Source organism: Janthinobacterium sp. JC611 (assembly GCF_018682595.1).
GTDB lineage: Bacteria > Pseudomonadota > Gammaproteobacteria > Burkholderiales > Burkholderiaceae_D > Janthinobacterium.
Genome location: NZ_JAFLJN010000014.1, coordinates 21,379 through 48,320, shown reverse-complemented (window position 1 = coordinate 48,320; position 26,942 = coordinate 21,379). Strand labels below are relative to the sequence as shown.

The following is a 26,942-nucleotide window of genomic DNA, read 5'->3' as shown; positions in this document are numbered from 1 at the left end:
GATACGCTGATCGTTCAGTGAGGAGTGCTAATTATGCAGGAAGAAATCCGCTTTGCCACATTCAATGTCTGCAACCTGGCTCCCGCCGGGGCGAAATTGTATGACAACCTGGAACCGTTGAGCCCGGCGCAATACGAAGCCAAGGCGGAATGGACGGCGCGGCAAATCGACCTGCTCGACGCCGACGTGATCGCTTTCCAGGAAATTTTCTCGCAGGCGGCCTTGCGCGACGTGCTGTCGCGCACGCGCCATTACCGCACGGCCACCCTGGCCGGCCACGATGCCATCGATGCCGCCGGACGCATGCTGCCTGCGGTGGCGCTCGTGTCGCGCCTGCCGCTGGCCGGCGCGGGGGTTGTCTGGGCGAACTTCCCCGCCGGCGTGAGCGTGCCCGCCGAGGACAATGCCGGCCGCTTCGCCCGCGCGCCCCTGCACGTGCAGGTCATCTTGCCTGGCGGACAACTCACGGACGTGGTGGTCGTGCATTTGAAATCGCGCCGGCCCGACTACCGCCATGGCGACGGCAGCGATGCGGCCGCCTATGCGCTGGCCAACCTGCGCTCGCTGCAGCGGCGCGGGGCGGAGGCCGTGGCCCTGCGCGTGCTGGCAAGCGAACTGGGCCACAGCGGCCGTCCGCGCATCGTGCTGGGCGACTTCAATGACATCGCCAATGCCGTCACCACGGCCATCGTCATGGGGGCGGGCGCGCCGTGCGAAGCGGGCATGGAGATGCACGCGCGCCTGTACGACGCCAACGCCATCCAGCTGCGCCAGGACGCCTTGCGCCACGTGGGCTACACGAATATCCACGACAGCGCCTACATGACGATCGACCACATCCTCGTGTCCGACCATTTTCATCCCGCCTCGCCGCGCGCCATCGGCGTGCTGCAGGAAGTGACGTATCTCAACGACCACTTGCTGCTGGGCCTGCCGTACGCCTCCGACCATGGCCAGGTACTGGCGCGCATCAAGTTGCTGGGAAACCTTCATTAGTTCAATAGCGTCGCCAGCGCGCTGCCCGCGACTTGCGCGCTGGCGTAGCGCCCCTGGTATTGCTGGCAACCCTGGCCCCGCAGATACGCCAGCTGCTGGGCCGTTTCCACGCCTTCGGCGATCACCGTCAATCGCAGTTCGCGCGCCATAGCGATGATGGTGGCGGCGACGGCCGTGTCGGCGAGGCCGCCATCCGGCGCCCCCGGCAGGAAGGATGGGTCGATCTTGAGCTTGTCCACCGGGTAGTGGCGCAGATTGGCCAGGCGCGAATAGCCGGTGCCGAAATCGTCGATGGCCAGCCTGGCGCCCAGCGCCCGCAATTGCGCCAGCACGCCGGCCAGGCGCGCGCCGCCCTTCATCAGCAAGGACTCCGTCACTTCCAGTTCCAGGCTGCCGGCGGGCAGACCCGACACGGCCAGCGCCTCTTGCACGCTGAGCAACAGGTTATTGTGCAGGCATTGCGCCGGCGACAGATTCACGGCCACGCGCCAGTCCTGGCCCGCATCGTGCCAGGCGCGCGCACGCCGGCACGCTTGCTGCAGCACCCAGTTGCCAATCGATACCATCAAGCCGCACTCCTCGGCCACGGCGATGAAGCGCTCGGGCGGCAGCAGCCCCAGCTGCGGGTGGCGCCAGCGCAACAGCGCTTCGGCGCCGACGATCTGCCCGCTGGCGACATCGAGCGCGGGCTGGAATTCCAGCACGAGCTCATCGCGCCCCAGCGCTTCGCGCAAGCCTTGCTCCAGGCTGGCCCGTTCGACGATTTGCGCATTCATCTCGGCATTGAAAAACTGGAAATTGTTGCGTCCGCTTTCCTTCGCGTGGTACATGGCGACGTCCGCGTTGTGCACGAGGGTATCGATGCCGTCGCCGTCGCTGGGAAAGATGGCCACGCCGATCGAGGTGGACACCTGCAATTCGTATTCGCCCAGCTGATAGGGCTGCGTGACGGCATGCAGCAGGCTGGCCGCCACATGGGCCACCTGGTCGATGCCGCCCACCTCGGCCAGGATAATGACGAACTCGTCGCCGCCATGGCGGCTGACCGTGTCGACGCCGCGCACGCAGCGCACCAGGCGCCGCGCCACTTCCTTGAGCAGCAAATCGCCCACGTGATGCCCCATGCTGTCGTTGATGTGCTTGAAGTGGTCCAGGTCCAGGTACAGGATGGCCAGCATGCTCAGCTTGCGCCGCGCGGCCGCCAGCGCCAGCGACAGCCGGTCCAGCAGCAGCACGCGGTTCGGCAAGTCGGTGAGGAAATCGTGTTCGGCCAGGTGGCGCGTGTGCTCCTCGTTCTTCTTGCGCTCGCTGATATCGCTGAGGATGGCCAGGTAATTGCTCAATTGTCCCTGCAGGTCGCGGATGGCCGTCAGCGACAGCCAGGCCGGGTAGCGCCCGCCCGCCTTGCGCTGACCGACGATATCGCCTTGCCAATAGCCGTTGGCATCGACCTCGTCCCACACGTGGTCGAAAAACGCCGGCGCGTCCGGCTCCACGCCGTGCAGGACGAAAGGCTTGCCCAGCATGTCGTCCAGGCTGTAACCGCTGATCTCGCTGTACGCGGGATTCATGCTGACGACGCGCTGCTGCGGGTCCAGCACGACGATGGCGACGCTGGCATGCTCGATGACCTTGACCGCCAGGTACAGGGAACGCTCGGCCAGTTTGCGCGAGGAAATGTCGCGGATCACGGCGTAAAACAGATAGGTATGGTCGAGCGTGACGGAAGTGAGCAGCACTTCGCCCCAGAACAGCTCGCCCGCGCACGTCTGGTAGCGCCACTCGTAGCGGCAGTTGCCGTCGGCGTGGGCCTGCGCCGCCAGTTGCGTACCGCGCAGCGAGGACAATGCGCCATCGGGCTGGCGCAACGGCGAAAAGTCGCTGAGGCGACGCCCCAGCAGGCGTTGCCGGTCTTCGCATTGAAACAGGGCAATGGCGGCCGGATTCGCTTCGGCGATATGCTCGTCGCGCAGCAGCACGATGGCGTCGGCGGATTTCTCGTACAGCTGGCGGAAATTGTCCCCCATCAGCAACAAGGCGCCCTGCGCGGCGCCATCCAGGCCGCTGGCCGTGATGTCGACGTCGATGCACACCACTTGCCGCACGCGGCCGGATTGGATGACGGGAAACACGGTGGAACAGATGCAGCGCGGCGCGGCCCCATCGGCGTCCAGCTTCCACAGACGCATGCCGCGCGCCTTGCCGCTGTCCCACACGGCCGCCAATTCGCCGGCCACCTCTTCGGCCACGGTGGCGGCGCCTGGCAGCGCGGCGGCCACCCTGGCCCATGGCTGGCCCAGCGCCAGCTCGGCCGTCACGCCGTACAGGCGCGCCGCGCCCAAACTCCAGTAGCGCACGATGCCGTCGCGGTCGATGCCGCGCACGGCCAGGCCAGGTGCCTGCTCGACGGCGGCGACGATGATGGACAGCAAATCGAGCGCCTTGGCGGCCGGCCCCGCCTGCGGTTCGGCCGCGGCCAGCAAACGGCCCGGCGACGGGGCGGCTCCGGCAATCCGATCAGACATCAGGCCCCCCGTGACGTGGCCGCGCGGCAACCGGCGGGCGAATGGCCTGTCCGGTGGCGCAACCATCCCGACCATTCTTGCGCGCCGGCGAATCGGCTTCTTGAGCATGCGCAAGCATCGTCACGCGCACGGCGCCGAGGCCGGCAGCGGTCTCCGGTCGCCGTTTTTTGCATTCCAGCCCCGGTTTTGTGCAATCTGTCGCACGGCGATGGCGGCCGGACTTGAATCTTCCTAAAGTGGCAACATGCGCATCGCCGTGAACGGCCGCAGCGGCAGGCGTGTTGTCTGCGGCCGCCACGGTGATGCGCTACCCGAATTTCCCCCGGCCAGCGACAGGCCGGATCCGCACCGAGACCTGGCGCCGAACCCCTGCGCCGCTCCTGACCAAAAAAACCTATGAAAAACGAGACCCTGCCCCCCGCCTCTCCCCTTGCCGCCACGCGCCGCCGGCGCTGGCGCACCCCCGTGCTGATCCTGGTCGTGCTGGGCCTGGCCGGCGGCAGCTGGACGGTGATGCAATCGAAGCAACAAGCCGCCAAGGCGGCCGAACTGCAAGCGAGCAAGAAAAAGGAGCAGGCCAAGACGCCCGTGCATGAACTGGCGCAGGGCGACGTGGCCGCCATCGCGGCGCGCGCGCTCAGCATCAGTTTGCCCCTGTCCGGTTCGCTGGCGCCCTTGACCCAGGCCACCATCAAGGCCAAGGTCTCCGGCGTGATCCAGGAAACGACCTTGCAGGAAGGCCAGTCAGTGGCCAATGGGCAAGTCCTCGTGCGCCTGGATGCGGCCGACCAGCGCGCCCGCCTGACGCAGCAGCAAGCCATGCTCGACGAAGCGCAGGCGCGCCTGTCGATGGCCAGCAAGAATGAAGCGAACAGCCAGGCCCTGCTCAAGCAAAAATACATTTCGCAGACGGCCTACGACACGACGCAAAACTCGGTCGACCTGGCGCGCGCCAACGTCAAGTCCGCCGCCGCCATGCTCGACATCGCCCGCATCGCGCTGGCCGATACGGTGATCCGCGCACCGATGGCCGGCATCGTCAGCAAGCGCCACCTGCAGGCCGGCGAAAAAGTCGCGCCCGACATGCCCGTGTACACCATCGTCAACCTGGCGCAGCTGACCCTGGAAGCGCCCGTGCCCAGCGCCGACATCCCCCGCATCAAGCTGGGCCAGGACGTGCATTTCAAGGTCGACGGCTTCGGCGCGCGCGACTTCGCCGGCAAGGTCACGCGCATCAACCCCACCACCGAGAGCGGCTCGCGCGCCATGCTCGTCTACATCGCCGTCGACAATGGCGATGGCGCGCTGCGCGGCGGCATGTTCGCCAAGGGCAGTATCGTCACCGAGCGCTCTCCCGTGGCGCCGCTGGTGCCGTTGACGGCCGTGCGCAATGAGAAGCAGGGTCCCGTCGTATATGCGCTGGTAAACAACAAGGTGGTCGCCCAGCCCGTCACCCTGGGACTGCGCAACGACGATGAAGGCTATGCGGAAGTCAAATCCGGCCTGGCGCCGGGCGCGAAAGTCATCATCGCCAAGCTCGATGGCGTCCAGCCGGGCCACGGCGTGACCTTCGCCGGAGCGGCCACCGCGCCCGCCACACCGGCGGCCGTGCTGGCACGGAAGGATTAAATCATGTGGATGACCAAAGTCAGTATCCAGAACCCCGTCTTCGCCACCATGGTCATGGTGGCGCTGGTGGTGCTGGGCATCTTCTCCTACCGCGGCCTGGGCGTGGAAAGCATGCCCAGCGTGCAGTTCCCGTTCGCCGCCATTGAAGTGAATTACCCGGGCGCCTCACCCGAAGCCGTGGAAAACGACATCACGCGCCCCATCGAGGACGCCGTCAACACCGTCAGCGGCATCAAGACCATCCGCGCCAACTCGTGGGAAGGACGCGCCGGCGTCTACCTGGAATTCGAGCTGTCGACCAATATGGACAAGGCCATGCAGGACTTGCGCGACAAGGTGGCCCTGGTGCGACCGCGCTTCCCGAAGGAAGCCAAGGACCCGTTCATCGCGCGCGCCGAGGGCGACAACGAGCGTCCCATCGCCACCATCGTGCTCACATCCACCGGACATGACCTGCGCGCGCTGTCGACCATGACGGAACAAATCATCAGCAAGCGCTTCCAGGGCGTGGCCGGCGTGGGGCAAGTCAAGCTGCGCGGCCTGCGCGCGCGCCAGATCCTCATCAGCATGAAACCGATCGAACTCAATGCCCAGGGCATCGGCGTCGATGAAGTGATCCGCGCCATCCAGGCCACGAATACCAATTTGCCGGCCGGCTCGATCAGCCATGGCGCGGCCGAACAACTGGTGCGCGTGGAAGGCAAGATCAAGGATGCGCGCGAATTCGGCAAGATCATCGTCGCGCGCCGCGCCGTCGGTCCCGTCTACCTGGACCAGGTGGCCACTGTCGTCGACGGCGAACAGGAAGAACTGTCGATCTCGCGCATGAACGGCCAGCAAGCCGTGACCATGGAAATCACCAAGGTGCAGGATGCCAACGTGGTGGAAGTGGGCACCGGCATCCTGAAGGTGGCGGCGGACCTGCAAAAGACGCTGCCGCCCGATATCACCCTGCGTGTGCTGGACGACGAATCGGAACGCGTGCAAAGCCAGCTCAATAACGTCAAGCGCACCATCATCGAAGGCGCCGTGCTGACCATGGTGATCGTCTTCCTGTTCCTGCACTCGTGGCGCTCGACCATCATCACGGGACTGACCTTGCCGATCTCCGTGCTGGCCAGCTTCATCGCCATGAAGGCCTTCGGCTTCACCCTGAACTTTTTGACGCTGATGGCGCTGTCCTTGTGCATCGGCCTGTTGATCGACGACGCCATCGTCGTGCGCGAAAACATCGTGCGCCACCTGGGCATGGGCAAGAGCCACTATAAGGCGGCCAACGACGGCACCAATGAAATCGGCCTGGCCGTGATGGCCACCACCTTCGCCATCGTCGCCGTGTTCGTGCCCGTCGCCTTCATGGACGGCATCATCGGCCGCTTCTTCCTGCAGTTCGGCATCACCGTGGCGGTGGCCGTCCTCGTCTCCCTGTTCGTCAGCTTCACGCTCGACCCCATGCTGTCGTCCGTCTGGCGCGACCCCGTCAAGGACCGCTTCAAGTACGCGCCGTGGCTGGGCCGCTTCATGGCCTGGATCGAGACGGGCATCGACCGCCTGCACGTCTGGTACGGCAAGGTATTGAAAGTGGCCCTGCGCTGGCGCAAGACGACGCTGGCCACGGCCGTGGCGCTGTTCGCGGGCAGTCTGATGCTCGTGCCGATGATCGGCGGCGAGATGTTCCCGGAAACGGACCAGGGCTGGGTGAACCTGCGCTTCAAGACCCCCGTCGGCTCCAGCCTCGCCTACACGGATAGCAAAGTGCGCCAGATCGAAACGGCGCTGAAGGAATTCCCCGAGATCGACAGCCTGGTGGCCAATATCGGCACGCCCGATGGACGCAACGCGGCCGAGGTGAACCTGAAGCTGACGGACATCAAGACGCACAAGCGCCGCTCGCAGCAGGAACTGGAAAAGCTGATCCGCGAACGCCTGGCGCCGATCGCCGGCATCACCCTGTCGGTGGGCAACCGCCCCATCTTCATCGCCATCCTCGGCACGGATGAAGGCAAGCTCGATGCGGTGGCGCACCGCCTGATGGACAAGATGCGCACCATCAAGGGCCTGGCCGACATGGAATACAGCCAGGAAGGCGCCAATCCGTCGACCACCGTGAAGATCAACAACGAGCTGGCCAGCGACCTGGGCTTGTCGGTGCAGCAGATCGGCAATGCCCTGCGTCCGTTCGTGGCGGGCGACACGGTCAGCCACTGGCTGGCGTCCGACGGGCAAAACTACGACGTCAACGTGCAGCTGCCCAAATCGGGCCGCCAGAAGGTGGCCGACCTGGCCGACCTGTCGCTGGCGTCGAGCAAGCTTGATGCGAATGGCAAGCCGATCATGATTCCGCTGCGCCAGGTGGTCGACTTCGTGCCGTCGTCCAGCCCGCAAGTGCTGAAACGCCAAGCCTTGCAGCGCCGCGTCGCCATCTATGCGGGCGTGCAGGGCCGGCCCGCCGGCGACGTCGACGCCGACGTGCAGAAGGCCATCAAGTCCATCGACCTGCCGCCCGGCGTGCGCTTCGACGTGGCCGGCAATGCGCAGCAGATGGCCGAGACCATGGGCGGCGCGATGATGGCGCTGGGGATCGCCGTGATCTTCATCTACCTGGTGCTGGCGTCGCAGTTCGGCAGCTTTTTGCAGCCGATCGCCATCATGGTGTCCTTGCCGCTGTCGCTGATCGGCGTGCTGGCCGCCCTGCTCATTACGGGCAGCACCCTGAACATCTTCTCCGTGATCGGCTTCATCATGCTCATGGGCCTCGTGACCAAGAACGCGATCTTGCTGGTCGACTTCACCAACCAGCGCCAGCGCGAAGGCCTGGGGCAGTTCGAGGCGCTGATGGAAGCGGGGCAAGTGCGGCTGCGCCCCATCCTGATGACGACCCTGGCGATGGTGTTCGGCATGCTGCCGATGGCCATCGGCATGGGCGACGGCGGCGAATCGCAGGCGCCGATGGGCCGCGCCGTCATCGGCGGCGTCATCACCTCAACCCTGTTGACCTTGGTGGTGGTACCCGTCGCCTACACCTATCTGGATAGCCTGGGCAAGCGCGCCGCCCGCTTCTTCGGCGGCGAGCATGCCGAATCCGCCGACGGCGGCAAGGCGCACGCCCACTGATCGACCGGTCGCCTTCACCGTCCCCGCATTGGCGGGGACGACGCGGCGGCTTCCTGAAGAGAGCTTCAGTTGACCAAAGCTGCCCCACTGGCTAGACTGTCCCCGTTATCAATGATATGGAGTGACTCGTGGGTGCTTGTTCCAGTGACAGTAGTCGATTGACCATCGGCGATCGGCCTTAGGCAAGACGCGCGCATTCCGCCCGCCCTGCCCATGGCAAGGTGCGGTTTTATCAGCGGCAGTACTCTCTCGCCGCCCCTTCCCTCCTCATCGTTCCCCCGTGATCGCCTGCTGACCCAATCCGGGCGGATTGTCTTCGCCCTTGCACTCGCCTGTTCCTTCCCAGCCGGGAGAAACTGATGGTGGTATTTGACTTTGCGCTGCGCGTTGCCGCGGCATTGACCCTGGGCGCCATGATCGGCGCTGAACGCCAGCTGCGCCAGCGCATGGCGGGCCTGCGCACGAATGCGCTGGTGTCCGTCGGCGCCTCGCTGTTCGTGATGGTCTCCGTGCTCGAAGGCGACAGCGCCGGCCATATGCGCATCGCCGCGCAGGTGGTGTCGGGCATCGGCTTTCTGGGCGCCGGCGTCATCATGCGCGAAGGCATGACGGTGCGCGGCCTGAACACGGCCGCCACGCTGTGGTGCTCGGCCGCCATCGGCATCCTGTGCGGCCTGGGATTCGCCCTCGAAGCGGCCATCGGCACGGGCTTCGTGCTGATCGCCAACCTGGTGCTGCGCCACCTGGCGCAGCGCATCAACGCCCATGGCAGCGAAGCGGGCATCGAGACGGAAAGCATCTACCGCGTGACGGCCGTGTGCGAGGCGGAGCAGGAAGTCCAGGTGCGCAAGCTGATGCTGCGCTTGATCAGCGGCATGCCGGCGCTGATGCTGCAATCCTTGCATAGCGAGGATGCGGCGCAGGCCGGGCGCATCGAAGTGCGCGCCGACCTGCTCACGCCCTTGTCCAGCCTGGGATTGCTGGAGCAGATCGTCAGCCAGGTCAGCCTGGAAGGCAGCGTCTCGGCCGTGCGCTGGGCGCTGGTCAACAACGCGGAATTTGTCGCCGAGCGGGGAGTGTGACGATGAAAAAATTCTTCCATTGGTTTGCCCGCCGCGGCCCTGTCGTGGCCACCTACCGCCTGACCATCACCTGCCCCGCGGCGCAAGCGGACCACGTCGCGCGCCTGCTGCTGGCCGAACTGCATGGCGCGGGCCTGGCGCCGTCGCAGATGCTGCGCAGCTGGGACGCGGCACGGCAGGTGGTGCGCCTGATCGCCACGGTGCTGTGCCAGGCCGTGCAGCGCGCCGTGCTGGTGCGCTTCGTCAACCGCGCGGGCGCCTGGCCGCAAGTGCGGCAGGTGCGCTGGGAAGGCGTCGCGCCTTCAGCTTGAGGCGGGCAGGCGCAGCAGGAACAGCGCGCCGCCCTGCGGGCGGTTCTGCGCCTCGATACTGCCGCCGTACGCGTGCACGATGGCTTGCGACAGGGCCAGGCCCAGGCCGAAACCGGGCGCCTCGCCAGCGCGCGCCTGGGCGCCCCGGTAAAAACGCTCGAACAGGTGCGGCAAGTCTTCCACGCCGATGCCCGGTCCCGCATCGGCCACGCCCACCAGCGCATGCCCGCCCTCGCGCGCCACATGCACCGTGATGCTGCTGCCGGGCGGCGAAAACTTCACGGCGTTATCGAGCAGATTGGCCAGCACCAGGTCCACCGGGCCGGCCGCCACGCGCGCCTGCACGTCCACGCCGGCATCGAAGACGATGCGGATGCCGCGCTGCGCCGCCGCCTTTTCCAGGCGCTGCGCGGCCGCCCGCACGAGCGGATTGAGCGCGACCGTTTCCACCGCATTGCGCTCCTGCCCCACGTCCAGGCGCGTGAGCATCAAGAGCTCTTCCACCAGGGTCGTCAGGCGCCGCACTTCATCGAGACAGGACGCCAGCGCGTCGACATACTCGGGCGCTTCGCGCGGGCGGCGCAGGGTGATTTCAATTTCCGTGCGCAGGCGCGACAGGGGCGAGCGCAGTTCATGCGAGGCGTCGGCCGTGAAGCGGCGCTGCGCATCGTAGCCGTGTTCCAGGCGGTCCAGCATGGCGTTCAGGGTATCGACCAGGCGGCCGATTTCGTCCCGCGTGCCGGGATGGGGCAGGCGCTGGTGCAGGCTGGCTTCGCCGATCGAATGCGCCTGGTCGACCACGTCGTCGATGGCGCCGAGCACGCGGCGCGTGAGCATTTCGCCGGCCAGCCCCACGGCCGCCAGCAAGGCCAGCGCCATGGCGCCAAACAGCACGGTGGCCGCGGCCAGCACGTGATTGGTGTCGTCGAGCGAACCGGCCACCTGCACCGCCAGGCCCGCGCCGGACGAAGGCACGGGAATCGAGACCATGCGCAGCGGTTCGTCGCCGAACTTGGGCAAGGTCTCAAAAACGGTGTCGCCGGCCGCCAGGCGCGCCAGCAGGGCGGGCGGCGCCGGCAGCTGCGCCGCCTCCAGGTTGCGGCTGCGCGCCAGCACGCGGCCTTCGCCATCGATGATCTGCACCAGGCGGTCGAGCCGCGTCAATGACGGCGGCGCCAGGCCCGGCGCCACCTCGTGCACCTGCACGGGCTGGCGCGGCGCGGCCGGCAGCATGGCCATTTCCGTTTCGGCCAGCGCCAGCAGGGCCGCATCGAGCTGGCCATGCACGGCGCGCGACAGGCCCCAGTAGCCGGCCAGCGCCGTGCAGGCGACGATGGCGAGGATGACGGCCAGGTGCACCAGCAGCAAGCGCTTGCGAAAGCTAGCCACCGTTGTTTTCCGCCAGGCGGAAACCGCGTCCGCGCACCGTGTGTATCAATGGCGGCAAGCCCGGCACATCCACTTTTCCCCGCAGGTTGCGCACATGGACGTCGATCAGGTTGTCGATGCCGATCAGGTCCGCCTGCCATATCTGCTCGGCCAGGCGCGCGCGGCTGACCACCTCGCCCGCCTGGCGCAGCAGGATCAATAAAATCGCATACTCCTTGGGTGTCAGCACCAGCGGCGCGCCGGCCCGCGTCGCCTGGTGGCTGACGGGATCGAGCGTCAGGTCGGCCAGCGCCAGCACCAGCGGGCGGCTGATGTCGGAACGCCGCAGCAGGGCGCGGATGCGCGCCAGCAGCTCCTCGAATTCGAACGGCTTGGTCAGGTAATCATCGGCGCCCGTGTTCAGGCCCGCCACCCGGTCGGCCGTGGCGTCGCGCGCCGTGAGCATCAGCACGGGCGTCTGGATGCCACGCGCGCGCAAGTCGCGGCAAAAGTCGATGCCCTGCTTGCCCGGCAACATCCAGTCCAGCACGATCGCGTCGTAGTCGACGGCGTAGCTGTCGTCCTCGCCCTCTTCCGCGCTGTGCGCCACGTCGACGACGAAGCCTTCTTCCTGCAAGCCACGCGCCAGCAGGCGCGCCGCCTTGCGGTCGTCTTCCACCAGGAGGATTCTCATGCCTGCCTTTCCCGTTGCACCGTGTTTTTCATGCCGCCATTTTACCGCGCAGCACCGCGCGCGCACCGAACCTGAAGAATGATTCAGGCGTTCTTTGGCGCTTCTTCAGGACGGCATTGCTATGCTTTCCCGGCGCTGCAGTGCCCCTATTCGTAACACGCTGCCCGCGCCCCCTTCTGAACGCCCGCCTGGGCATGGCATCCACGCATGCCCCATCACCATCGATAACAAGGAAACACGGGATGAACACGACCACCCGCAACGCCCTGGGCGCCAGCTGCGCCCTCGCTCTCGCCTGCTCGGCCCTGGCCGGCTGCTCCAAGCCGACGCCAGCTTCCACGCCGCCCGCCCAGGCGACGCATCTGGACGACGGCAGCATCGCCGTCGACAAGCTGTCGCCGCTGCGCCAGCGCCTGCGGATCGCCGCCGTGCAGGAACGGGACATCGCCACGCAGACGGAGGCGCCGGGCAGCATCGAGGCCATGCCGGAAAAACTGGTGAAGATCACGCCGCCCCTGGCCGGACGCATCACGCGCTTGCAGCGCGCGCTGGGCGACAGCGTGAAGGCGGGCGATCCGCTGTTCACGCTCGATTCCGCGGAACTGAGCGCCGCCTACGCGGACGACAGCAAGGCGAAGTCCGCCCTGCTGCAGGCGCGCCAGGAACTGGAACGCCAGAAAACCCTGTTCGAGGCGGAAATCGCCGCGCGCAAGGAGTACGAAGCGGCGCAGGCAGCCTTTGCGCAGGCCGGCAGCGATGCCCGGGCCAGCGCCGACAAGCTGGCCCAGTACGGCGCCGGCGCACGCGGTTCACGCCGCGACTACGTCTTGCGCTCGCCGATCGCCGGCACCGTGATCGCCATGGAAGGCGCCCAAGGCGGCTACTGGAACGATATCAACGCGCCCGTCATGACGGTGGCCGACCTGTCCACCGTGTGGCTGTCGGCCAACGTGGCCGAGAGGGACCTGGCGCAGGTGGCCGTGGGACAAAAGACAGCCATCGCCGTCGACGCCTGGCCCGCCAAGACTTTTGAGGGCAAGGTCGCCTATGTGGGCGCCGTGCTCGATCCCGAGACGCGCACGGTGAAGGTGCGCGTGGCCATCGACAACCGCGCCGGCGCCTTCAAGCCCGGCATGTTCGCCCACGCGGGATTCGCCGGCGCGCCCCGCCGCGCCCTCCTCGTGCCCGCGTCCGCCGTGCTGCAAAGCGGGCCATCGACGCGCGTGATGGTGGAACGCAGCCCGCTGGTGTTCACGCCGCGCACGGTGGAAGTCGGGGCCAGCCATGGAGACCAGGTGGAAATCGTCTCGGGCTTGCGCGCGGGCGAACGCATCGTCGTCAAGGAAGGAGTGCTGCTCAATGATTGACCGTTTCATCGCCACCTGCTGCCAGCGGCGCGGCATCGTCTGGCTGGTGCTGCTGTTCGTCGCCGCCTACGGCGTGTATTGCTGGAAGCAGCTGCCCATCGAAGCGTATCCCGACATCGCCGACGTCACCTCGCAAATCGTCACGCAGGTGCCGGGCCTGGGCGCAGAGGAAATCGAGCAGCAGATCACGATTCCGCTCGAACGCGCCCTGCTCGGTACGCCCGGCATGCACGTGCTGCGCACGCGCAGCCTGTTCGCGCTGTCGCTGATCACGGTGGTGTTCGAGGATGGCAGCGATGGCTACTTCACGCGCGAGCGGCTGCAGGAGCGCCTGGCCAGCGTGAACCTGCCGTATGACGCCAAGCCGGGCCTCGATCCCTACACCTCGCCGACGGGCGAGATCTACCGCTACACGCTGGAATCGAAAACGCGCAGCTTGCGCGAGCTGTCCGAGCTGCAGTTCTGGACCGTGATCCCGCGCCTGCAGCAGGTGCGCGGCGTGGCGGACGTCAGCAATTTCGGCGGCCTGACGACGCAGTTCATGCTGGAACTCGATCCCGCAAAACTGGACAGCTACGGTTTCTCGCTGGCGCAGGTGAAGGACGCCATCAACGCCAACAACATCAGCGGCGGCGGCAGCGTCATCGACCGCGGCCAGCAATCGTACGTGGTGCGCGGCGTGGGCCTGCTGCATTCGCTCGACGATATGGGCAACGTCGTCGTCAGCAGCAAGGACGGCGTGCCGGTGCATGTGAAGGACCTGGGCAAGCTCGATTACGGCAACGTGGAACGGCGCGGCATCCTCGGCAAGGATGACAACCCCGACACCATCGAAGGCATCACCCTGCTGCTGAAGGATTTCAATGCATCCGAGGCGCTGGCCGGCATCCATGCGGCCGTGGACGACCTGAATGCCAACCTGCTGCCGAAGGACGTCAAGGTGGTGCCCTACCTGGACCGCAGCTCGCTGATCGACGCCACCCTGCACACGGTCAGTTATACCCTGGGCGAAGGCATGCTGCTGGTCGCCCTGGTGCTGCTGCTGTTCCTAGGCAGCCCGCGCGCGGCCGCCATCGTCGCGCTGACGATCCCGCTGGCCCTGCTGATCGCCTTCATCTTCATGCACCACTTTAAAATTCCGGCCAACCTGCTGTCCTTGGGGGCGATCGACTTCGGCATCCTCGTCGACGGTTCCGTGGTGGTGCTGGAAAACATGCTGCGCCGCCGCGAGCAGGAACAGCAGCGGCCCCTCACCCTGCACGACGCCATCGAGGCGACCCTGCAGGTCGCGCGCCCCATCATGTTCGGCATGGCCGTCATCATCGCCGCCTACCTGCCGCTGTTCGCCTTCCAGCGCATCGAATACAAGCTGTTCTCGCCGATGGCGTACGCGGTGGGCGCGGCGCTGGTGGGCGCGCTGGTGGTGGCGCTGGTGCTGATCCCGGGCCTGGCATGGCTGGCCTTGCGCAAGCCGCGCCGCATGCCCCATAACCGCGCGCTGGACAAGCTGGCGGCCGCGTATGGCCGCTTCCTCGAGCGCATGGTGGGCAGGAAGCGCTGGGTGGCGATGGTGTGCGCAGCATCGCTCGCGGCGCTTGCCATCCTGGGCGCGAGCATCGGGCGCGACTTCCTGCCCTACCTCGATGAAGGCTCGCTGTGGCTGCAGGTGCAGATGCCGCCAGGGATCACCCTGGACAAGGCGTCGGAGATGGCCAGCGAACTGCGCCGCGCCGCGCTGGAGTTTCCGGAGGTGTCGACCATCGTCACGCAGACGGGGCGCAACGACGACGGCACCGATTACTGGACACCGTCGCATATCGAGGCGAGCGTGGGCCTGCATCCGTACAAGAGCTGGAAGTCGGGCATGAGCAAGCAGCAGCTGATCGCCAAAATGAACGCGCGCTTCGCCCGCATGCCCGGCATCACGGTGGCCTTCATGCAGCCGATGATCGACGGCGTGCAGGACAAATTGTCGGGCGCGCACAGCGACCTGACGGTGAAAATCTTCGGCAACGACCTCGATGAAGTGCGCGCCATCGCCGGCAAGGTGGCAAATGTCCTGAAAACCATCCCCGGCGCCTCCGACGTGGCGGTGGACGTGGAGCCCCCGCTGCCCAACCTGAAGGTGGAACTGGACAGGGCGAAGGCGGCCCGCTACGGCATCAACGCGGCCGACGTGGCCGACCTGATTGCCACCGGCATCGGCGGCGCGCCCATCGGCCAGGTCTACGTGGGCGAGAAAAGCTACGACATCGCCGTGCGCTTCCCGCCGGCCACGCGTTCCAGCCCGGACGCCATCGCCAGCCTGAAGCTCACGGCAGCGAATGGCGCCAAGGTACCGCTGGCGCAGGTGGCCAGCATCGGCACCACCTCGGGCGAAAGCGTGATCGTGCGCGAGATGGGACGGCGCCACATCATCGTGCGCCTGAATGCCCGCGGACGCGACCTGGCCGGTTTCCTGGCCGAGGCGCGTCCGCGCGTGGCGCAAGCCGTGGCCGATGAACACCGGCGCATCAGCGTCGAATGGGGCGGCCAGTTCGAAAACCTGCAGCGCGCGCAAAGCCGATTGGCCCTGATCCTGCCGATGACCCTGGGCGCCATGTTCCTGCTGCTGTTTGGCCAGTTCCGCAACCTGCGCCAGCCCGCGCTGGTCTTGCTGGCCGTGCCGCTGGCCATGCTGGGCGGCCTGGCCGCGCTGCACCTGCGCGGCATGACCTTGAATGTGTCGAGCGCCGTCGGCTTCATCGCCCTGTTCGGCGTGGCCGTCCTGAATGCCGTGCTGATGCTGGCGCAGATCAACCGCTTGCGCGCCGACGAGGGAAAAAGCTTGCGCGAGGCCGTGCTGGAAGGCGCGCGCGACCGCATGCGCCCCGTGCTGATGACGGCCACCGTGGCCGCCCTGGGCCTGACCCCGGCCATGCTGGCCACTAGCCTGGGCAGCGACGTGCAGCGCCCGCTCGCCACCGTCGTGGTGGGCGGGCTGGTGACGGCGACGGCGCTGACCCTGCTGCTGTTGCCGGCCCTGTATTACCTGATCGAGGCGCACGTGCAAAAACGCCGGACCGATACCGAAGGAGTGAACCATGACGCGTTTTAACGTACTGCTGGCGGCCTGGCTGCTGGCCCCCTGCGCCTTCGCCGCGCCCCTGAGTTTTGAAAGCTACCTGTCCGCCGTGGAAAGCCACAGCCTGGAACTGCAGGCGCAGCAGGAAGGCATCACGTCGGCCAAGGCCGGCATCGGCATCGCCGGCCTGCGTCCCGACCCGGAATTCACGCTGGGCGCCACGCGCGAGACGGTGCGCAGCGTCGGGCACCGCCCCGTCACGTGGAACCCGGCCATCAGCATGGCCATCGAGACGGGCGGCAAGCGCGCCGCGCGCGTCAAAGCCGCACGGAGCAACGTCGCGCTGGCCGAGGAAACGGTGGCCGGTTTCAAAAGCGCACTGTATGGCGCGGCCGCCAACGCATTCACGGAAGCGTGCCGCACGCGCGAAGTCCTCGCGCGCAAGGAGCAGACCATGGCGGCCCTGTCGAAGGTGGTCGAGGCGAACGCCGTGCGGCGCAAGGCGGGCGACGTGGGCGGCATCGAGCTGCTGCAGTCGCGCGTGGAGCGCGACCAGTTCCAGGCCGACCTGGCGCAGGCGCGCAGCGAGGCCGATAACGCCATGCTGGCCCTGTCGCCGCCGCTGGGGCGCCAGTTCGACACCCTGTTCCCGCACGCGCAGCTGGCGTGCGACTTCGCCGCGTACCAGGACCAGGATGCCACGGTGCTGGTGCCGCAGGCGCTCGAGGCCCGCAGCGACGTGCGCATCGCCCGCGCCACCGTGGACAATCTGCGCGATGGCGCGGCGCTGGTGCGCGCCAACCGCGCCGTCGACCCGACCGTCACGCTGGGTCTGGCCGCCGCGCGCGGCTATCACGACGGCTTTGATGCCGGCGGCAATCCCGTCGACGGGTCACCGCGCTCACGCGCATTGAGCCTCTCGTTGGCCATCCCCATCCCCCTGTCGCGGCGCGACAAGGGCGACATCGTGCAGGCGGAGTCCGGCGTGACGCAAGCCATGCTGGCCCTGCGCCAGGCGGAACTGACAGCGGAAACGCAAGTGCGCACGGCGCAGCGGCAGTTGCGGGCGGCGCAGGACAGGCTGGCGCGCTACCGCGACGGCGTGCTGGTCGATGCGCAAAAGGTGGTCGATGGCATGCGCCTGTCCTACGTCAAAGGCAATGCCTCTCTGCTGGAATGGCTGGCGGCGCAGCGTTCGGCCGATGAGGCGTACCAGGGCTATGTGCAGGCGCGCGCCGATGCGGCCATCGCCAGCACGCAGCTGCAACTGGCCATCGGCCAGCGGCCGAGCTTGTAGCGGGGGAAGATAAAACGAGGGGATACCGGCGCGGCGATGATGCCGCACCGGTCAATCGAAGGCGGGAGATTACTGCGGCTGGGCGGGCGCGTCGCCAGCGTCATCGTCCGCTTCCGGCTCTTCACCCTCGGCGCCCTCTTCGCCTTCGGCCGGCTTCGGATTGTTCTTCGCTTCCAGCTTGCGCCTGGCTTTTTCCTCGGCTTTCTTCTTCTTTTCCAGCTCTTTTTGCCGTTTTTCGTATTGGAAATTTGTCTTGGCCATTTACTACCTCTTTAGTTTTTAGATGTTACAGATATGCACATAAGGCACATTATGACGCAGTTGGGCCAAACACCAAATGTTTAGCCGCGCGGATGATGCTGCGCATGCAGCAGTTTCAGCCGTTCGCGGGCCACATGCGTGTAAATCTGCGTGGTGGAAATATCGGAGTGCCCCAGTAACAATTGCACAACACGCAAGTCCGCGCCATGGTTGAGCAAATGCGTGGCGAACGCATGGCGCAAGGTGTGCGGCGACAGCGGCGCCGTGATGCCGGCGCTCAGCGCGTGTTTCTTGATGATGACCCAGAACATTTGCCGCGTCATGGCGCCCCCGCGCCGCGTGACGAACAGCGCATCGTCCATCTGGCCGTCGAGGATGACGCGGCGCGCTTCCTTCAGGTAGCGCTCGATCCACAGCCGCGCCTGTTCGCCGAACGGCACCAGCCGCGTCTTGCTGCCCTTGCCCGTGATGCGCAGCACGCCATCGTTGAGGCTCAGCTCCACCGATTTCAAGTCCACCAGTTCCGACACGCGCAAGCCGCTCGCATACATGAGTTCGAGCATCGTGCGCTCGCGCAAGCCCAGCGGCGTACTCACGTCGGGCGCCGCCAGCAGCGCTTCCACCTGCGCTTCGCTCAAGGTATGCACGAAGCGCGCCGGCTGCTTGGCCGAGACCATCTTCAGGCAGGGGTCGGCCGCGATATGCTTGTGCCGCAGGGCCAGCTGGTAAAAACGCTTGAGCACGGACAGGCGCCGGTTCGACGAGGTCGCCTTGCTCTCGTCGTGGCGGGCCGCGAAATACGCCTCGATGTCGGCCGTGGATACCTCGTACAAGCCCTCGCGCCCGGGCCGCGCCACTTCCAGCCAGCGCGCAAACAAGCGCATGTCGCGCCGGTAGGCGTCCAGCGAGTTCTTCGACAGGCCGTCTTCCAGCCACAGGCTGTCGCAGAATTCATCGATCAGGGTGGCGTTGTCGGGCGCCAGCAGGCTGTTCATCATCGTGTTGACCACCCCATGCCCGCCACGCCTTCATGCGCCAGCAGCCAGCGCTTCACGCCCAGGTGGAATCCCGTGGCGTCGTCGTGGTGGGCAAAGCCGCCCAGGCCGCCAGCGGCCGTGACGCGGTGGCAGGGGATCACCACGGGAAACCAGTTGGCGCCGCATGCCTGGCCCACGGCGCGCGGGGCCGAGCCGATCAGCCGCGCCACGTCGCCATACGTGCGCACCTGGCCGCGCGGGATGCCGGCGATCGCCGCCCAGACCCGTTGCTGGTAGGCGCTGCCCAAGCCTGCCAGCGGCAGGTCGAACGGCGCATCGGGATCGTGGAAATAGCGCGCCAGTTGCTGGCAAGCACGCTCGGAGACGGCGTCCTGCGCGTCTTTTTCCGCGAAGTGCGGCGGCAGGTAGACCAGTTCGCATAGCTGGCCGTCCTGCGCGCGCACGCCCATGGCGCCGAAGGGCGCGGCCACGATGGCACTGAACAGTTCACTGCCCTGTTGTTTTTTCATCTGCTGATCATTATTCAAGTGTGGCATATATGCAACTTGCCGGCGCCAGAAGCCGCGCCACGGGAATTATGCACCGACTTCGGGCGTGCCGGCGGACGTTTCCCCCGCACGAAAAAAAAGCGCACCAGTCGGTGCGCTTCAAATATTGCTTCACGTTCCCGGTCGTTTGGGTCCGCCGGTGCCGGCTTGTGGCCGCAGACAGCTATGACTCAACAACTTCTGTGAAACGTGTGTCTCCTCAATATATCCCCGGTATCAATACCGTTTTTATAGACCACTCCCCCACTAACTTTATTGCCAATTCTGTCTTTCAGCCTTGCTACACGGGCGCATATGCATATACGTCTTTCCCCTTGAGGCCGCCCATCATAGCGCATTTATTCGGCCGGATCGACTTTTTTTGCACCATGACGGGGACAACTGTTTTAGTTGTAAATTAAATTTGGCAGCCACAGCGAGATTTGTGGTACGTAGGTGATCAGGCCCAGGAAGGCCAGCATCGTCAGCAGCCACGGCATCACGGCCACGGTCAGCTCCGAGATGCCCATCTTGGTGATGCCGGACGCCACATACAGGTTCAGGCCCACGGGCGGATGGCACATGCCCACCTCCATATTGACCACGATTAAGATACCGAAGTGCACAGGATCGATGCCCAGCTTCATGGCGACGGGGAACAGGATAGGCGCCATGATCAGCACGATGGACGAGGGCTCCATGACGTTACCAGCCAACAACAGCAAGACGTTGACCACCAGCAGGAAGCTGATCACGCCCAGGCCCTTGCCCGTGATCCATTCGGCCATCGCTTGCGGAATGTTTTCGCTGGTCATCAGGAACGAGAACAGCACGGCATTCGTGATGATGTACAACAGCATTGCCGACATGGCGGCCGAATCGAGCAAGACCTTGCCCACCTGCTTGATCTTCAAGTCCTTGTAGACGAAGACGGCGATGATGAAGGCATACACGGCAGCCATGGCGGCCGCTTCCGTCGGCGTGAACGCGCCCGAATAGATGCCGCCCATGACGATGACGATCAGGAGCAGGCCCCAGGCGCTCTTCTTGAACGTCACGAAGCGCTCGCCCCAGCTGGCTTTTTTCATGCGCGGATAATTGTGCTTGCGCGCCAAAAACCACGTGGTCAGGCCCAGCAGCATGGCCAGCATCATGCCGGGAATCACGCCCGCCATGAACAGCTTGCCCACCGAGGTATTCGTGCTGACGGAATACATCACCATCACGATCGATGGCGGTATCAAAATGCCCAGCGCGCCCGAGGTAGTGATGACGCCGGCGCCGAAGCCGCGCGGATAGCCCTGCTTGACCATGGCCGGCAGGATGATGGAACCGATCGCCACCACGGTGGCGGGGCTGGAGCCGGAGACGGCCGCGAACAGCGCGCACGCCATCACGCCGGCCAGCGCCAGGCCGCCATGCCAGTGCCCCACCATGGAGCTGGCGAAGTTGATCATGCGCCGCGCCACCCCGCCATGCGTGAGGAAGTTGCCCGCCAAGATGAAGAACGGGATGGCCATGATCTCGAATTTCTCGATGCCCGTGAAAATCTTCAGGGCCACCGATTCGATGGGTACGCTGGTCATGGTGAACAGGAAGGTGAGCACCGTCAGGCCCAGCGAAATGGAAATCGGCATGCCGGTCAGCATCAGCGCCAGCAGCAACACAAAAATAATCAGCGCGTTCATGCCTTGGCTCCTTTTTCTTCCGCCGTCAATTCGTCTTCCAGCCCCTCGACGTGCGAGTGGTCGTGTTTCGGCAAGGCGCCCGTCTTGATGAAATGCACCATCACCTGCAGGAAGCGGAAGCACATCAGGTAGGAACCGAGCGGCACGGCCAGGTAGACCAGCCACATCGGGATTTCCATGTCGGCCGAGGTCTGGTCCGTGTGGCCGATCGACCACACGAAGCTGGCGCCCAGCGTCCCCACGATGCCCGTAAACAGGGCGCCGGCGCCCAGGCCGAAGACGATGAAACGGTCGCGCCAGCGCGGGTTCATGCGGTTGATCAGCACGTCAACGCCCACGTGGATGCCCGTGCGCACGCCATACGCGGCGCCGAACTTGGCCATCCAGACGAACATGTAGATGCACAGTTCCTGGGCCCAGCTGGTATTGATTTGAATCAGGAAGTCTTGCAGGCCGGGGATGGGCAAGCCTGCCAGGTAGCGGTGCACGACCGCGACGAAGATGATGAAGGTGGCGGCGCCCATCAGGGACGCGATCAGCCACTCTTCCAGGTGATCCAGAAATTTCATGGTGGACTTTCAAAGAATGCGGGTACGCTGGCACCCGCGCAGGACGCGCAGGTGCCGTTGCTGCGGAAAGCCAGGGATGTCCCTGGCAACCGCGCCGGGTGGCGCGGCCAGCGCCGTTACTTCGCGCTTTCCTTGTTGATGGCCGAGATCAGATCCTTGCCGATGCGCCCTTCCATGGCCTTCTGCACGGGCGCCAGCGCGCGGCGCCACTCGGCCTGTTCCTGCACCGTCAAGGTATAGATCTGCGTCTTGCCGGCTTTCTTGATGGCATCGAGCGCCTGGTCGTTGTCGCGCTGGGCGATGGCTTTTTCAAACGTGGTCGCTTCGCGCATGGCTTTTTCCAGCTGCGTGCGGATCTCGGGCGGCAAGCCATCCCAGAATTTCTTGTTGACGATGACGGCATAGCCCAGGTAGCCGTGGTTCGACACGGTCACGTGCTTTTGCACTTCATGCATCTTTTGCGTGTACATATTCGACGGCGGATTTTCCGTGCCGTCGACCACGCCCGTCTGCAGCGCCTGATACACTTCCGAGAAGGCCAGCACCTGCGGGTTGGCGCCCAGCGCGCGCATCTGCGCGTCGAGCACCTTGGACGACTGGATGCGCATCTTCAGGCCCTTGAAGTCGGCCGGCGTGTGCAGCGGCTTGTTGGCCGACATCACCTTGAAGCCATTGTCCCAGTAGGCCAGGCCCGTGATACCCTTGGGTTCCAGCTTTTTCAGCAGGCTCTTGCCGATTTCGCCTTCGGTGACGTTGTACAGCGCCGTCTTGGTGGGGAAGATATAGGGCAGGTCGAACGCTTCGAATTCCTTCACGCCCAGCGGGCCGAACTTGGCCAGCGACGGCGCCAGCATCTGCACGGCGCCCAGCTGCAGCGCTTCGAGCTCTTCCTTGTCCTTGTACAGCTGGCTGTTCGGGTACAGTTCGACCTTGACCTTGCCATTCGTGGCTTTCTCGGCCAGCTGCTTGAAGCGTTCGGCGGCCTGGCCTTTCGGCGTGTCCGTGGCCACGACGTGGCTGAATTTGATGACGATGGGGGCTTGCGCATAAGCGTGGACGCCGGCGGTGGCGCCAATCGCCGCGCACAGCGCGACGAACATGGTTTTCATCTGCATTTTTGTCTCCTGAGTGATTTTTAAAAAACTTTATTATTTGTCTACTTGGATATTGTGCCAAAGAAACTGCCAAGGCTATTGTGGTTAACCACAATAGCCGGCTCCCGATAAGCCGCTACCCTGCCTGCCATGCCGACCTCCCCCACCTTTGCGCGCCGTTTCAAGCTGTCGAGTCCGATGCGCTGGCTGCTGCCCGTCATCCTGCTGCTGCTGTTCCTCTCCATCCTGTTCTGGTTGCCCTGGCAGGCGCGCCAGATGGAAAGCAACGAGCGCCAGGAGCAGCTGATCGCCGACACCCTGTGGGTGGAGCAAACCATCCGTTTCCAGCTGGCGCGCAACGAGGAAAGCCTGTTCAACCTGGGCGTGGACATCGCCAGCGGCTCCCTGTCGGCGGAAAAAGTGCACGAGCGGCTGCAGCAGATGCTGCGCAATGGCCGCGAACTGCAGCGCGTGCTGTGGCTCGACACCAGCGGCAAGGTGCTGGCCACCAGCGACGCCAGCCTGCCGCACGCGCTGGCGTTTTCGCCCGCCTCGCTGACGGCGGCCGACAATGCGCGCCGCCTGCACCGGGGGCAATACGCCCAGCCGTCGCAGCAAAGCGGCTTTCCCGACGCGCCGCCCGGCGCCATGCTGATGGATTACCACCAGCCCCTGTTCGATGGCCAGCGCTATGTCGGCAGCCTGGTGGCCACCTATCAGATCAGCAGTCTGCTCGATGAAATGGTGCCGTGGTGGTTCGCGCAGGACAACCAGATCTCGCTGATCGACCGCGACGACAAGGTGCTGGCGCGACGCGCCGCCGCCGGTCCCGGCCACGGCGTGTACACGCACAAGCGCGCGCTCGACGTGCCGGGCGCCAGCATCACCCTGTTTACCGACAGCGTGAAAAGCCAGCCCAAGCTGCTGCCCAATCTGCTGGTCGGCTCCGTCATCGCCCTGTCGCTGGGTTTGCTGTGGAGCTTGCTGGCCCTGTGGCGGCATATTTCGCGCCGCCTGGTGGCCGAAGGCGCGCTGCGCCAGCAGATGCTGTTTCGCACGGCGATGGAAAACTCGCTGGTGACGGGCATGCGCGCGCGCGACCTGGAAGGAAGAGTCACGTACGTCAATCCCGCGTTTTGCCAGATCGTCGGCTATCCGCCCGAGGAAATCCTGGGCCGCCTGCCGCCCATGCCCTACTGGGTGCCCGAGGCGCTGGAGGAATACCAGCAGCGCTTCGTCCAGGCCCTGGCGGGCAATCCCACGCCGCAGTTCGAAACGTATTTCCAGCGCCCCGACGGCACGCGCGTGGCCGTGCTGATCTTCGAAGCGCCGCTGGTGGACAAGAACGGCCAGCAGACGGGCTGGATGGGTTCCGTGCTCGATATCTCGGACCGCAAACGGGTCGAGGAACTGAATCGCCAGCAGCAGGAAAAGCTGCAAACGAGTTCGCGCCTGGCCACCATGGGCGAGCTGGCGTCGATGCTGGCGCACGAACTGAACCAGCCGCTGGCGGCCATTTCCAGCTACACCACGGGGGCGCTGAACCTGATCCGCCGCGCCATCGAGCATGACGCCCCCGTCGATCCCGGCACCCTGAAACCGGCGCTGGAGCAGGCCAGCGCGCAGGCGCAGCGGGCCGGCCAGATCATCCGCAGCGTGCACGATTTCGTGCGCAAGAGCGAGCCGCAGCGCCAGGATATCGCCATCCGCACCCTGATCGACGGCATCCGCGCGCTGATCGACCTGCAGGCGCGCAAATACTATGTCACCATCCAGGAAGACATCCCGGCCGACCTGCCGCTGCTGCGCGCCGACCCCGTGATGATCGAGCAAGTGCTGCTGAACCTGACGCGCAACGCCATCGAGGCGATGCAGGATGCGGCGCCGGGACGGCGTATCATGCGCCTGCGGGCCAGTCACGATGCGCAGCAAGGCATGGTGACGGTGGACGTGATCGACCATGGCCACGGCATTGCGCAGGACGTGGCCGAGCGGCTGTTTTCGCCGTTTTTCTCGACCAAGTCCGAAGGCATGGGCATGGGCTTGAACATCTGCCGCACCGCCATCGAATTTCACGGCGGCGCGCTGACCTTCAAGGCCAACCCCGCTGGCGGTACTATCTTTACCTTCAGCGTGCCGGCCGCGCCGCGCGCGCCGCACTCGCATTAACGCATAACGCATAACGACAAGCCGGAGACACCATGCTACACATCATCGACGACGAAGAGGTCGTGCGCGACTCCCTGTCCTGGCTGGCCGCCTCGCGCAGCATCGAAGCGCGCAACTACGCCAGCGCCCAGCAATTCCTCGATAGCCTCGACGGCAGCTTCGACGCCGCCGGCGACTGCGTGCTACTCGACGTGCGCATGCCCGACATGAACGGCATCGCCCTGTTCGACCAGCTGGTCAAGCGCGACCTGACGGCGCGCCTGCCGGTGATTTTCCTCACCGGCCACGGCGACGTGCCGATGGCCGTCGACAGTCTGAAACGGGGCGCCTTCGATTTCTTTGAAAAGCCGTTCAACGACAACGACCTGATGGACCGCGTGCAGCAGGGCCTGGCCAACTCGCGCCAGGCCGGCGAGCTGGCCGCCGTGCACGCGCGCCTGGCCACCCTGTCGACGCGCGAACGCGAAGTGCTGGACCTGATTTTGGCGGGGAAGATGAACAAGGTGGTGGCCGACAAGCTGGGCATCAGCATGCGCACCGTGGAAGTCCACCGCGCGCACATCTTCGACAAGATGCAGGTCAAGACGGCGGTGGAGCTGGCGGGGTTGTTGAAGTAAATCTGGGGGCAGCCCCCCAATGCCGCTGGCGTCAAGCCCGGTGCCAGCGCATCCGGGGGTCTGACCCCGGCCTTAATCACTCGTCATGGCGCTCGTGGTGCTCCGCCGCCCCATGCTTCCAGTAGCTGGCCACATGCAGGTGCTGCTTCGGCACGCCGGCATCGATGAAATGCCCGCGCAAGCCCTGCACCTGCGCATGCTCGCACGCCACCCACACATGGCCGTCGCCATCCTGCGGCAAGGCGACCTGCGCCAACGCTTCCAGCAGCAGCGGCCCCTTGCGGCCATTGCGCGCCACCCAGCGCACGTCCAGCTGCGCGGCGCACTCCAAGGCGATCTGTTCGCCGTCTTCGACGATCTCGATCACGGCCATCGCGCGCGCCGTGGCCGGCAACTGCGCCAGGCGACGGGCGATGGCCGGCAAGGCCGTCTGGTCGCCCACCAGCACATACCAGTCGAAGTCGAGCGGCACCAGCATGGAGCCGCGCGGGCCGCCCACGCCCAGGGTCTGGCCGGGTGCGGCTTGCGCCGCCCACAGCGACGCGGGGCCGTCGCCATGCAGCACGAAGTCGATGTCCAGCTCGCGCCGCGCGGCGTCGTAGCGGCGCGGCGTGTAGTTGCGGGCGATGGGGCGCGGCCCTTCCGCATGCTCGATGGGATTGGCGTCATTGCCCAGCACGGGGAACGCGGGCTTGTCTTCGCCGGGAGCGGGGAAGAACAGTTTCACGTGGTCGTCGTGCGCCGGCGAGACAAAGCCCTCCAGGTCGTCGCCCGCCAGGGTGATGCGGCGCATGTGCGGCGTCAGTTGCTCGGTGCGCACGACGGTGAGCACGCGCAGTTTCAAGTCGTGGCGCACGCGCTCGATGGCGTGCGGGCGGGATGCAGCAGGTGATGCAGTAGTCATTGCTTATCCTTGTAAAGTAGGCTCAGTGGCCATCGACGATGGCGTTCGCCGCCTGTTCCAGCACGGCGGAGACGCGCTCGGCTTCCGCGTCGCTCCAGTTGCTCTTGTTCAGCAACAGCGCATGCTTGAGGGTGTGCATGGCCTGGCGCACGCGCTCGGGCAAGGCGTTTTTCGCCTGGACGCGGGCAAACATGTCGAGGCGGGCCAGGATGCCGTCCACCTGGGCGCGGTTCTCGTCGAGATACGCGCGCCCCAGGTCCGTGATCGTGTAGAGCTTCTTGCCGCTGGCGCTTTCGCTTGACGTGACGTAGTCCTGCTCTTCCAGCAGGGTGAGCGTGGGATACACGGCGCCCGGGCTGGGGGCGTAGGCGCCGCCGCAACGCTCTTCGATGGCCTTGATGATTTCATAGCCGTGGCGCGGGCTGATCTCGATCAGCGCCAGCACGATCAGCGGCAGGTCGCCGCGGCCGAAGACGCGCTCGGCCCGCTCGCCGCGCCCGCCCCGGCCACCGGCACCACCGCCCATGCCGCCCATGCCATCACCGCGCTCGTCGAAGCCGCGCGGACCGCGGCCATGCATGAAGTATTCATGACGGTGTTCGTGGCGATGCTCGCCGTGATGGTGATGCCAGCCGCAATGGCCGTGATGATGGTGATGGCCGCCGTGG

At 65.8% G+C, this 26,942-nt stretch carries 21 protein-coding genes; 10 read left to right on the top strand and 11 right to left on the bottom strand.

Annotated elements, in window-relative coordinates:
• Window positions 1–33: 33 nt before the first annotated feature.
• A complete protein-coding gene (locus tag J0O65_RS09465; protein ID WP_215406200.1) occupies window positions 34–996 on the top strand; it encodes an endonuclease/exonuclease/phosphatase family protein in 963 nt (320 codons plus the stop codon).
• On the opposite strand, the gene J0O65_RS09460 is transcribed toward J0O65_RS09465, so the two are convergent.
• Window positions 993–3,521 (bottom strand): sensor domain-containing protein, encoded by a 2,529-nt coding sequence (locus J0O65_RS09460; RefSeq protein WP_215406198.1) that lies wholly within the window; start codon window positions 3,519–3,521, stop codon window positions 993–995. The genes J0O65_RS09465 and J0O65_RS09460 overlap by 4 nt on opposite strands.
• Window positions 3,522–3,917: 396 nt before the next feature.
• On the opposite strand from J0O65_RS09460, the gene J0O65_RS09455 reads away from it, so the two are divergent.
• From J0O65_RS09455 to J0O65_RS09440, 4 genes are all read left to right on the top strand, one after another.
• Window positions 3,918–5,150: an efflux RND transporter periplasmic adaptor subunit gene (locus J0O65_RS09455; RefSeq protein ID WP_215406196.1), complete on the top strand. Its 1,233-nt coding sequence runs from the start codon at window positions 3,918–3,920 to the stop codon at window positions 5,148–5,150.
• A gap of 3 nt (window positions 5,151–5,153) precedes the next feature.
• Window positions 5,154–8,264: an efflux RND transporter permease subunit gene (locus tag J0O65_RS09450; RefSeq protein WP_215406194.1), complete on the top strand. Its 3,111-nt coding sequence runs from the start codon at window positions 5,154–5,156 to the stop codon at window positions 8,262–8,264.
• A gap of 362 nt (window positions 8,265–8,626) precedes the next feature.
• Window positions 8,627–9,346: an MgtC/SapB family protein gene (locus J0O65_RS09445; protein ID WP_215406639.1), complete on the top strand. Its 720-nt coding sequence runs from the start codon at window positions 8,627–8,629 to the stop codon at window positions 9,344–9,346.
• Window positions 9,347–9,348: 2 nt separating this feature from the next.
• Entirely contained in the window at window positions 9,349–9,657 is a 309-nt protein-coding gene (locus tag J0O65_RS09440) for a hypothetical protein (protein ID WP_215406192.1), read from the top strand.
• Here the strand turns inward: J0O65_RS09440 and J0O65_RS09435 are convergent.
• Both J0O65_RS09435 and J0O65_RS09430 read right to left on the bottom strand, forming a co-directional pair.
• Window positions 9,649–11,046, bottom strand: coding sequence for a sensor histidine kinase (locus tag J0O65_RS09435; protein WP_215406191.1), 1,398 nt, complete (start codon window positions 11,044–11,046; stop codon window positions 9,649–9,651). The two genes, J0O65_RS09440 and J0O65_RS09435, sit on opposite strands and share 9 nt — an antisense overlap.
• Window positions 11,039–11,719, bottom strand: coding sequence for a response regulator transcription factor (locus tag J0O65_RS09430; protein ID WP_215406190.1), 681 nt, complete (start codon window positions 11,717–11,719; stop codon window positions 11,039–11,041). The genes J0O65_RS09435 and J0O65_RS09430 overlap by 8 nt, the downstream gene beginning before the upstream one ends.
• A gap of 242 nt (window positions 11,720–11,961) precedes the next feature.
• On the opposite strand from J0O65_RS09430, the gene J0O65_RS09425 reads away from it, so the two are divergent.
• The 3 genes from J0O65_RS09425 to J0O65_RS09415 are packed head-to-tail and all read left to right on the top strand — an operon-like array spanning window position 11,962 to window position 17,447.
• On the top strand, window positions 11,962–13,086 hold the full coding sequence (locus tag J0O65_RS09425) for an efflux RND transporter periplasmic adaptor subunit (protein ID WP_215406189.1): 1,125 nt from the start codon (window positions 11,962–11,964) through the stop codon (window positions 13,084–13,086).
• Window positions 13,079–16,183, top strand: coding sequence for an efflux RND transporter permease subunit (locus J0O65_RS09420; RefSeq protein WP_215406188.1), 3,105 nt, complete (start codon window positions 13,079–13,081; stop codon window positions 16,181–16,183). The genes J0O65_RS09425 and J0O65_RS09420 overlap by 8 nt, the downstream gene beginning before the upstream one ends.
• The gene (locus J0O65_RS09415; RefSeq protein ID WP_215406187.1) at window positions 16,170–17,447 is read left to right on the top strand and encodes a TolC family protein; all 1,278 of its coding nucleotides are present in this window, start codon (window positions 16,170–16,172) and stop codon (window positions 17,445–17,447) included. Before J0O65_RS09420 ends, J0O65_RS09415 begins: the two co-directional genes overlap by 14 nt.
• Before the next feature lie 69 nt (window positions 17,448–17,516).
• Here J0O65_RS09415 and J0O65_RS09410 read toward each other — a convergent pair whose 3' ends face one another.
• The 6 genes from J0O65_RS09410 to J0O65_RS09385 all read right to left on the bottom strand — a co-directional run bounded on the left by J0O65_RS09410 (window position 17,517) and on the right by J0O65_RS09385 (window position 22,599).
• Entirely contained in the window at window positions 17,517–17,708 is a 192-nt protein-coding gene (locus J0O65_RS09410) for a hypothetical protein (protein WP_215406186.1), read from the bottom strand.
• Window positions 17,709–17,788: 80 nt separating this feature from the next.
• Window positions 17,789–18,706: a site-specific tyrosine recombinase XerD gene (gene xerD, locus J0O65_RS09405; RefSeq protein WP_251373620.1), complete on the bottom strand. Its 918-nt coding sequence runs from the start codon at window positions 18,704–18,706 to the stop codon at window positions 17,789–17,791.
• Window positions 18,703–19,215, bottom strand: a complete 513-nt coding sequence (locus J0O65_RS09400) for a methylated-DNA--[protein]-cysteine S-methyltransferase (RefSeq protein WP_215406185.1) — start codon at window positions 19,213–19,215, stop codon at window positions 18,703–18,705. Before J0O65_RS09400 ends, xerD begins: the two co-directional genes overlap by 4 nt.
• A 425-nt stretch (window positions 19,216–19,640) precedes the next feature.
• Complete coding sequence (locus tag J0O65_RS09395; protein ID WP_034746868.1) at window positions 19,641–20,921, bottom strand: TRAP transporter large permease; 1,281 nt, start codon at window positions 20,919–20,921, stop codon at window positions 19,641–19,643.
• Window positions 20,918–21,490 (bottom strand): TRAP transporter small permease, encoded by a 573-nt coding sequence (locus tag J0O65_RS09390; RefSeq protein WP_070312269.1) that lies wholly within the window; start codon window positions 21,488–21,490, stop codon window positions 20,918–20,920. Before J0O65_RS09390 ends, J0O65_RS09395 begins: the two co-directional genes overlap by 4 nt.
• A gap of 116 nt (window positions 21,491–21,606) precedes the next feature.
• Window positions 21,607–22,599, bottom strand: a complete 993-nt coding sequence (locus J0O65_RS09385; RefSeq protein WP_502793556.1) for a TRAP transporter substrate-binding protein — start codon at window positions 22,597–22,599, stop codon at window positions 21,607–21,609.
• A 135-nt stretch (window positions 22,600–22,734) separates the two neighbouring features.
• On the opposite strand from J0O65_RS09385, the gene J0O65_RS09380 reads away from it, so the two are divergent.
• Entirely contained in the window at window positions 22,735–24,753 is a 2,019-nt protein-coding gene (locus tag J0O65_RS09380) for a sensor histidine kinase (RefSeq protein ID WP_251373619.1), read from the top strand.
• Window positions 24,754–24,785: 32 nt separating this feature from the next.
• Window positions 24,786–25,370, top strand: a complete 585-nt coding sequence (locus tag J0O65_RS09375; protein ID WP_034780029.1) for a response regulator transcription factor — start codon at window positions 24,786–24,788, stop codon at window positions 25,368–25,370.
• Between the two features lie 76 nt (window positions 25,371–25,446).
• Here J0O65_RS09375 and J0O65_RS09370 read toward each other — a convergent pair whose 3' ends face one another.
• Window positions 25,447–26,274, bottom strand: coding sequence for a siderophore-interacting protein (locus J0O65_RS09370; RefSeq protein ID WP_215406181.1), 828 nt, complete (start codon window positions 26,272–26,274; stop codon window positions 25,447–25,449).
• Between the two features lie 22 nt (window positions 26,275–26,296).
• Complete coding sequence (locus tag J0O65_RS09365; protein WP_251373618.1) at window positions 26,297–26,854, bottom strand: PadR family transcriptional regulator; 558 nt, start codon at window positions 26,852–26,854, stop codon at window positions 26,297–26,299.
• Between the last annotated feature and the right edge of the window lie 88 nt (window positions 26,855–26,942).

What these genes read in the sequence shown, in the direction of transcription:
- J0O65_RS09465 (WP_215406200.1), top strand. Translation starts at nt 34, where the DNA reads ATGCAGGAAGAAATCCGCTTTGCCACATTCAATGTCTGCAACCTGGCT.
- J0O65_RS09460 (WP_215406198.1), bottom strand. Translation starts at nt 3,521, where the DNA reads ATGTCTGATCGGATTGCCGGAGCCGCCCCGTCGCCGGGCCGTTTGCTG.
- J0O65_RS09455 (WP_215406196.1), top strand. Translation starts at nt 3,918, where the DNA reads ATGAAAAACGAGACCCTGCCCCCCGCCTCTCCCCTTGCCGCCACGCGC.
- J0O65_RS09450 (WP_215406194.1), top strand. Translation starts at nt 5,154, where the DNA reads ATGTGGATGACCAAAGTCAGTATCCAGAACCCCGTCTTCGCCACCATG.
- J0O65_RS09440 (WP_215406192.1), top strand. Translation starts at nt 9,349, where the DNA reads ATGAAAAAATTCTTCCATTGGTTTGCCCGCCGCGGCCCTGTCGTGGCC.
- J0O65_RS09430 (WP_215406190.1), bottom strand. Translation starts at nt 11,719, where the DNA reads ATGAGAATCCTCCTGGTGGAAGACGACCGCAAGGCGGCGCGCCTGCTG.
- J0O65_RS09425 (WP_215406189.1), top strand. Translation starts at nt 11,962, where the DNA reads ATGAACACGACCACCCGCAACGCCCTGGGCGCCAGCTGCGCCCTCGCT.
- J0O65_RS09420 (WP_215406188.1), top strand. Translation starts at nt 13,079, where the DNA reads ATGATTGACCGTTTCATCGCCACCTGCTGCCAGCGGCGCGGCATCGTC.
- J0O65_RS09415 (WP_215406187.1), top strand. Translation starts at nt 16,170, where the DNA reads ATGACGCGTTTTAACGTACTGCTGGCGGCCTGGCTGCTGGCCCCCTGC.
- J0O65_RS09410 (WP_215406186.1), bottom strand. Translation starts at nt 17,708, where the DNA reads ATGGCCAAGACAAATTTCCAATACGAAAAACGGCAAAAAGAGCTGGAA.
- xerD (WP_251373620.1), bottom strand. Translation starts at nt 18,706, where the DNA reads ATGATGAACAGCCTGCTGGCGCCCGACAACGCCACCCTGATCGATGAA.
- J0O65_RS09400 (WP_215406185.1), bottom strand. Translation starts at nt 19,215, where the DNA reads ATGAAAAAACAACAGGGCAGTGAACTGTTCAGTGCCATCGTGGCCGCG.
- J0O65_RS09395 (WP_034746868.1), bottom strand. Translation starts at nt 20,921, where the DNA reads ATGAACGCGCTGATTATTTTTGTGTTGCTGCTGGCGCTGATGCTGACC.
- J0O65_RS09390 (WP_070312269.1), bottom strand. Translation starts at nt 21,490, where the DNA reads ATGAAATTTCTGGATCACCTGGAAGAGTGGCTGATCGCGTCCCTGATG.
- J0O65_RS09385 (WP_502793556.1), bottom strand. Translation starts at nt 22,599, where the DNA reads ATGAAAACCATGTTCGTCGCGCTGTGCGCGGCGATTGGCGCCACCGCC.
- J0O65_RS09380 (WP_251373619.1), top strand. Translation starts at nt 22,735, where the DNA reads ATGCCGACCTCCCCCACCTTTGCGCGCCGTTTCAAGCTGTCGAGTCCG.
- J0O65_RS09375 (WP_034780029.1), top strand. Translation starts at nt 24,786, where the DNA reads ATGCTACACATCATCGACGACGAAGAGGTCGTGCGCGACTCCCTGTCC.
- J0O65_RS09370 (WP_215406181.1), bottom strand. Translation starts at nt 26,274, where the DNA reads ATGACTACTGCATCACCTGCTGCATCCCGCCCGCACGCCATCGAGCGC.
- J0O65_RS09365 (WP_251373618.1), bottom strand. Translation starts at nt 26,854, where the DNA reads ATGCATGGCCGCGGTCCGCGCGGCTTCGACGAGCGCGGTGATGGCATG.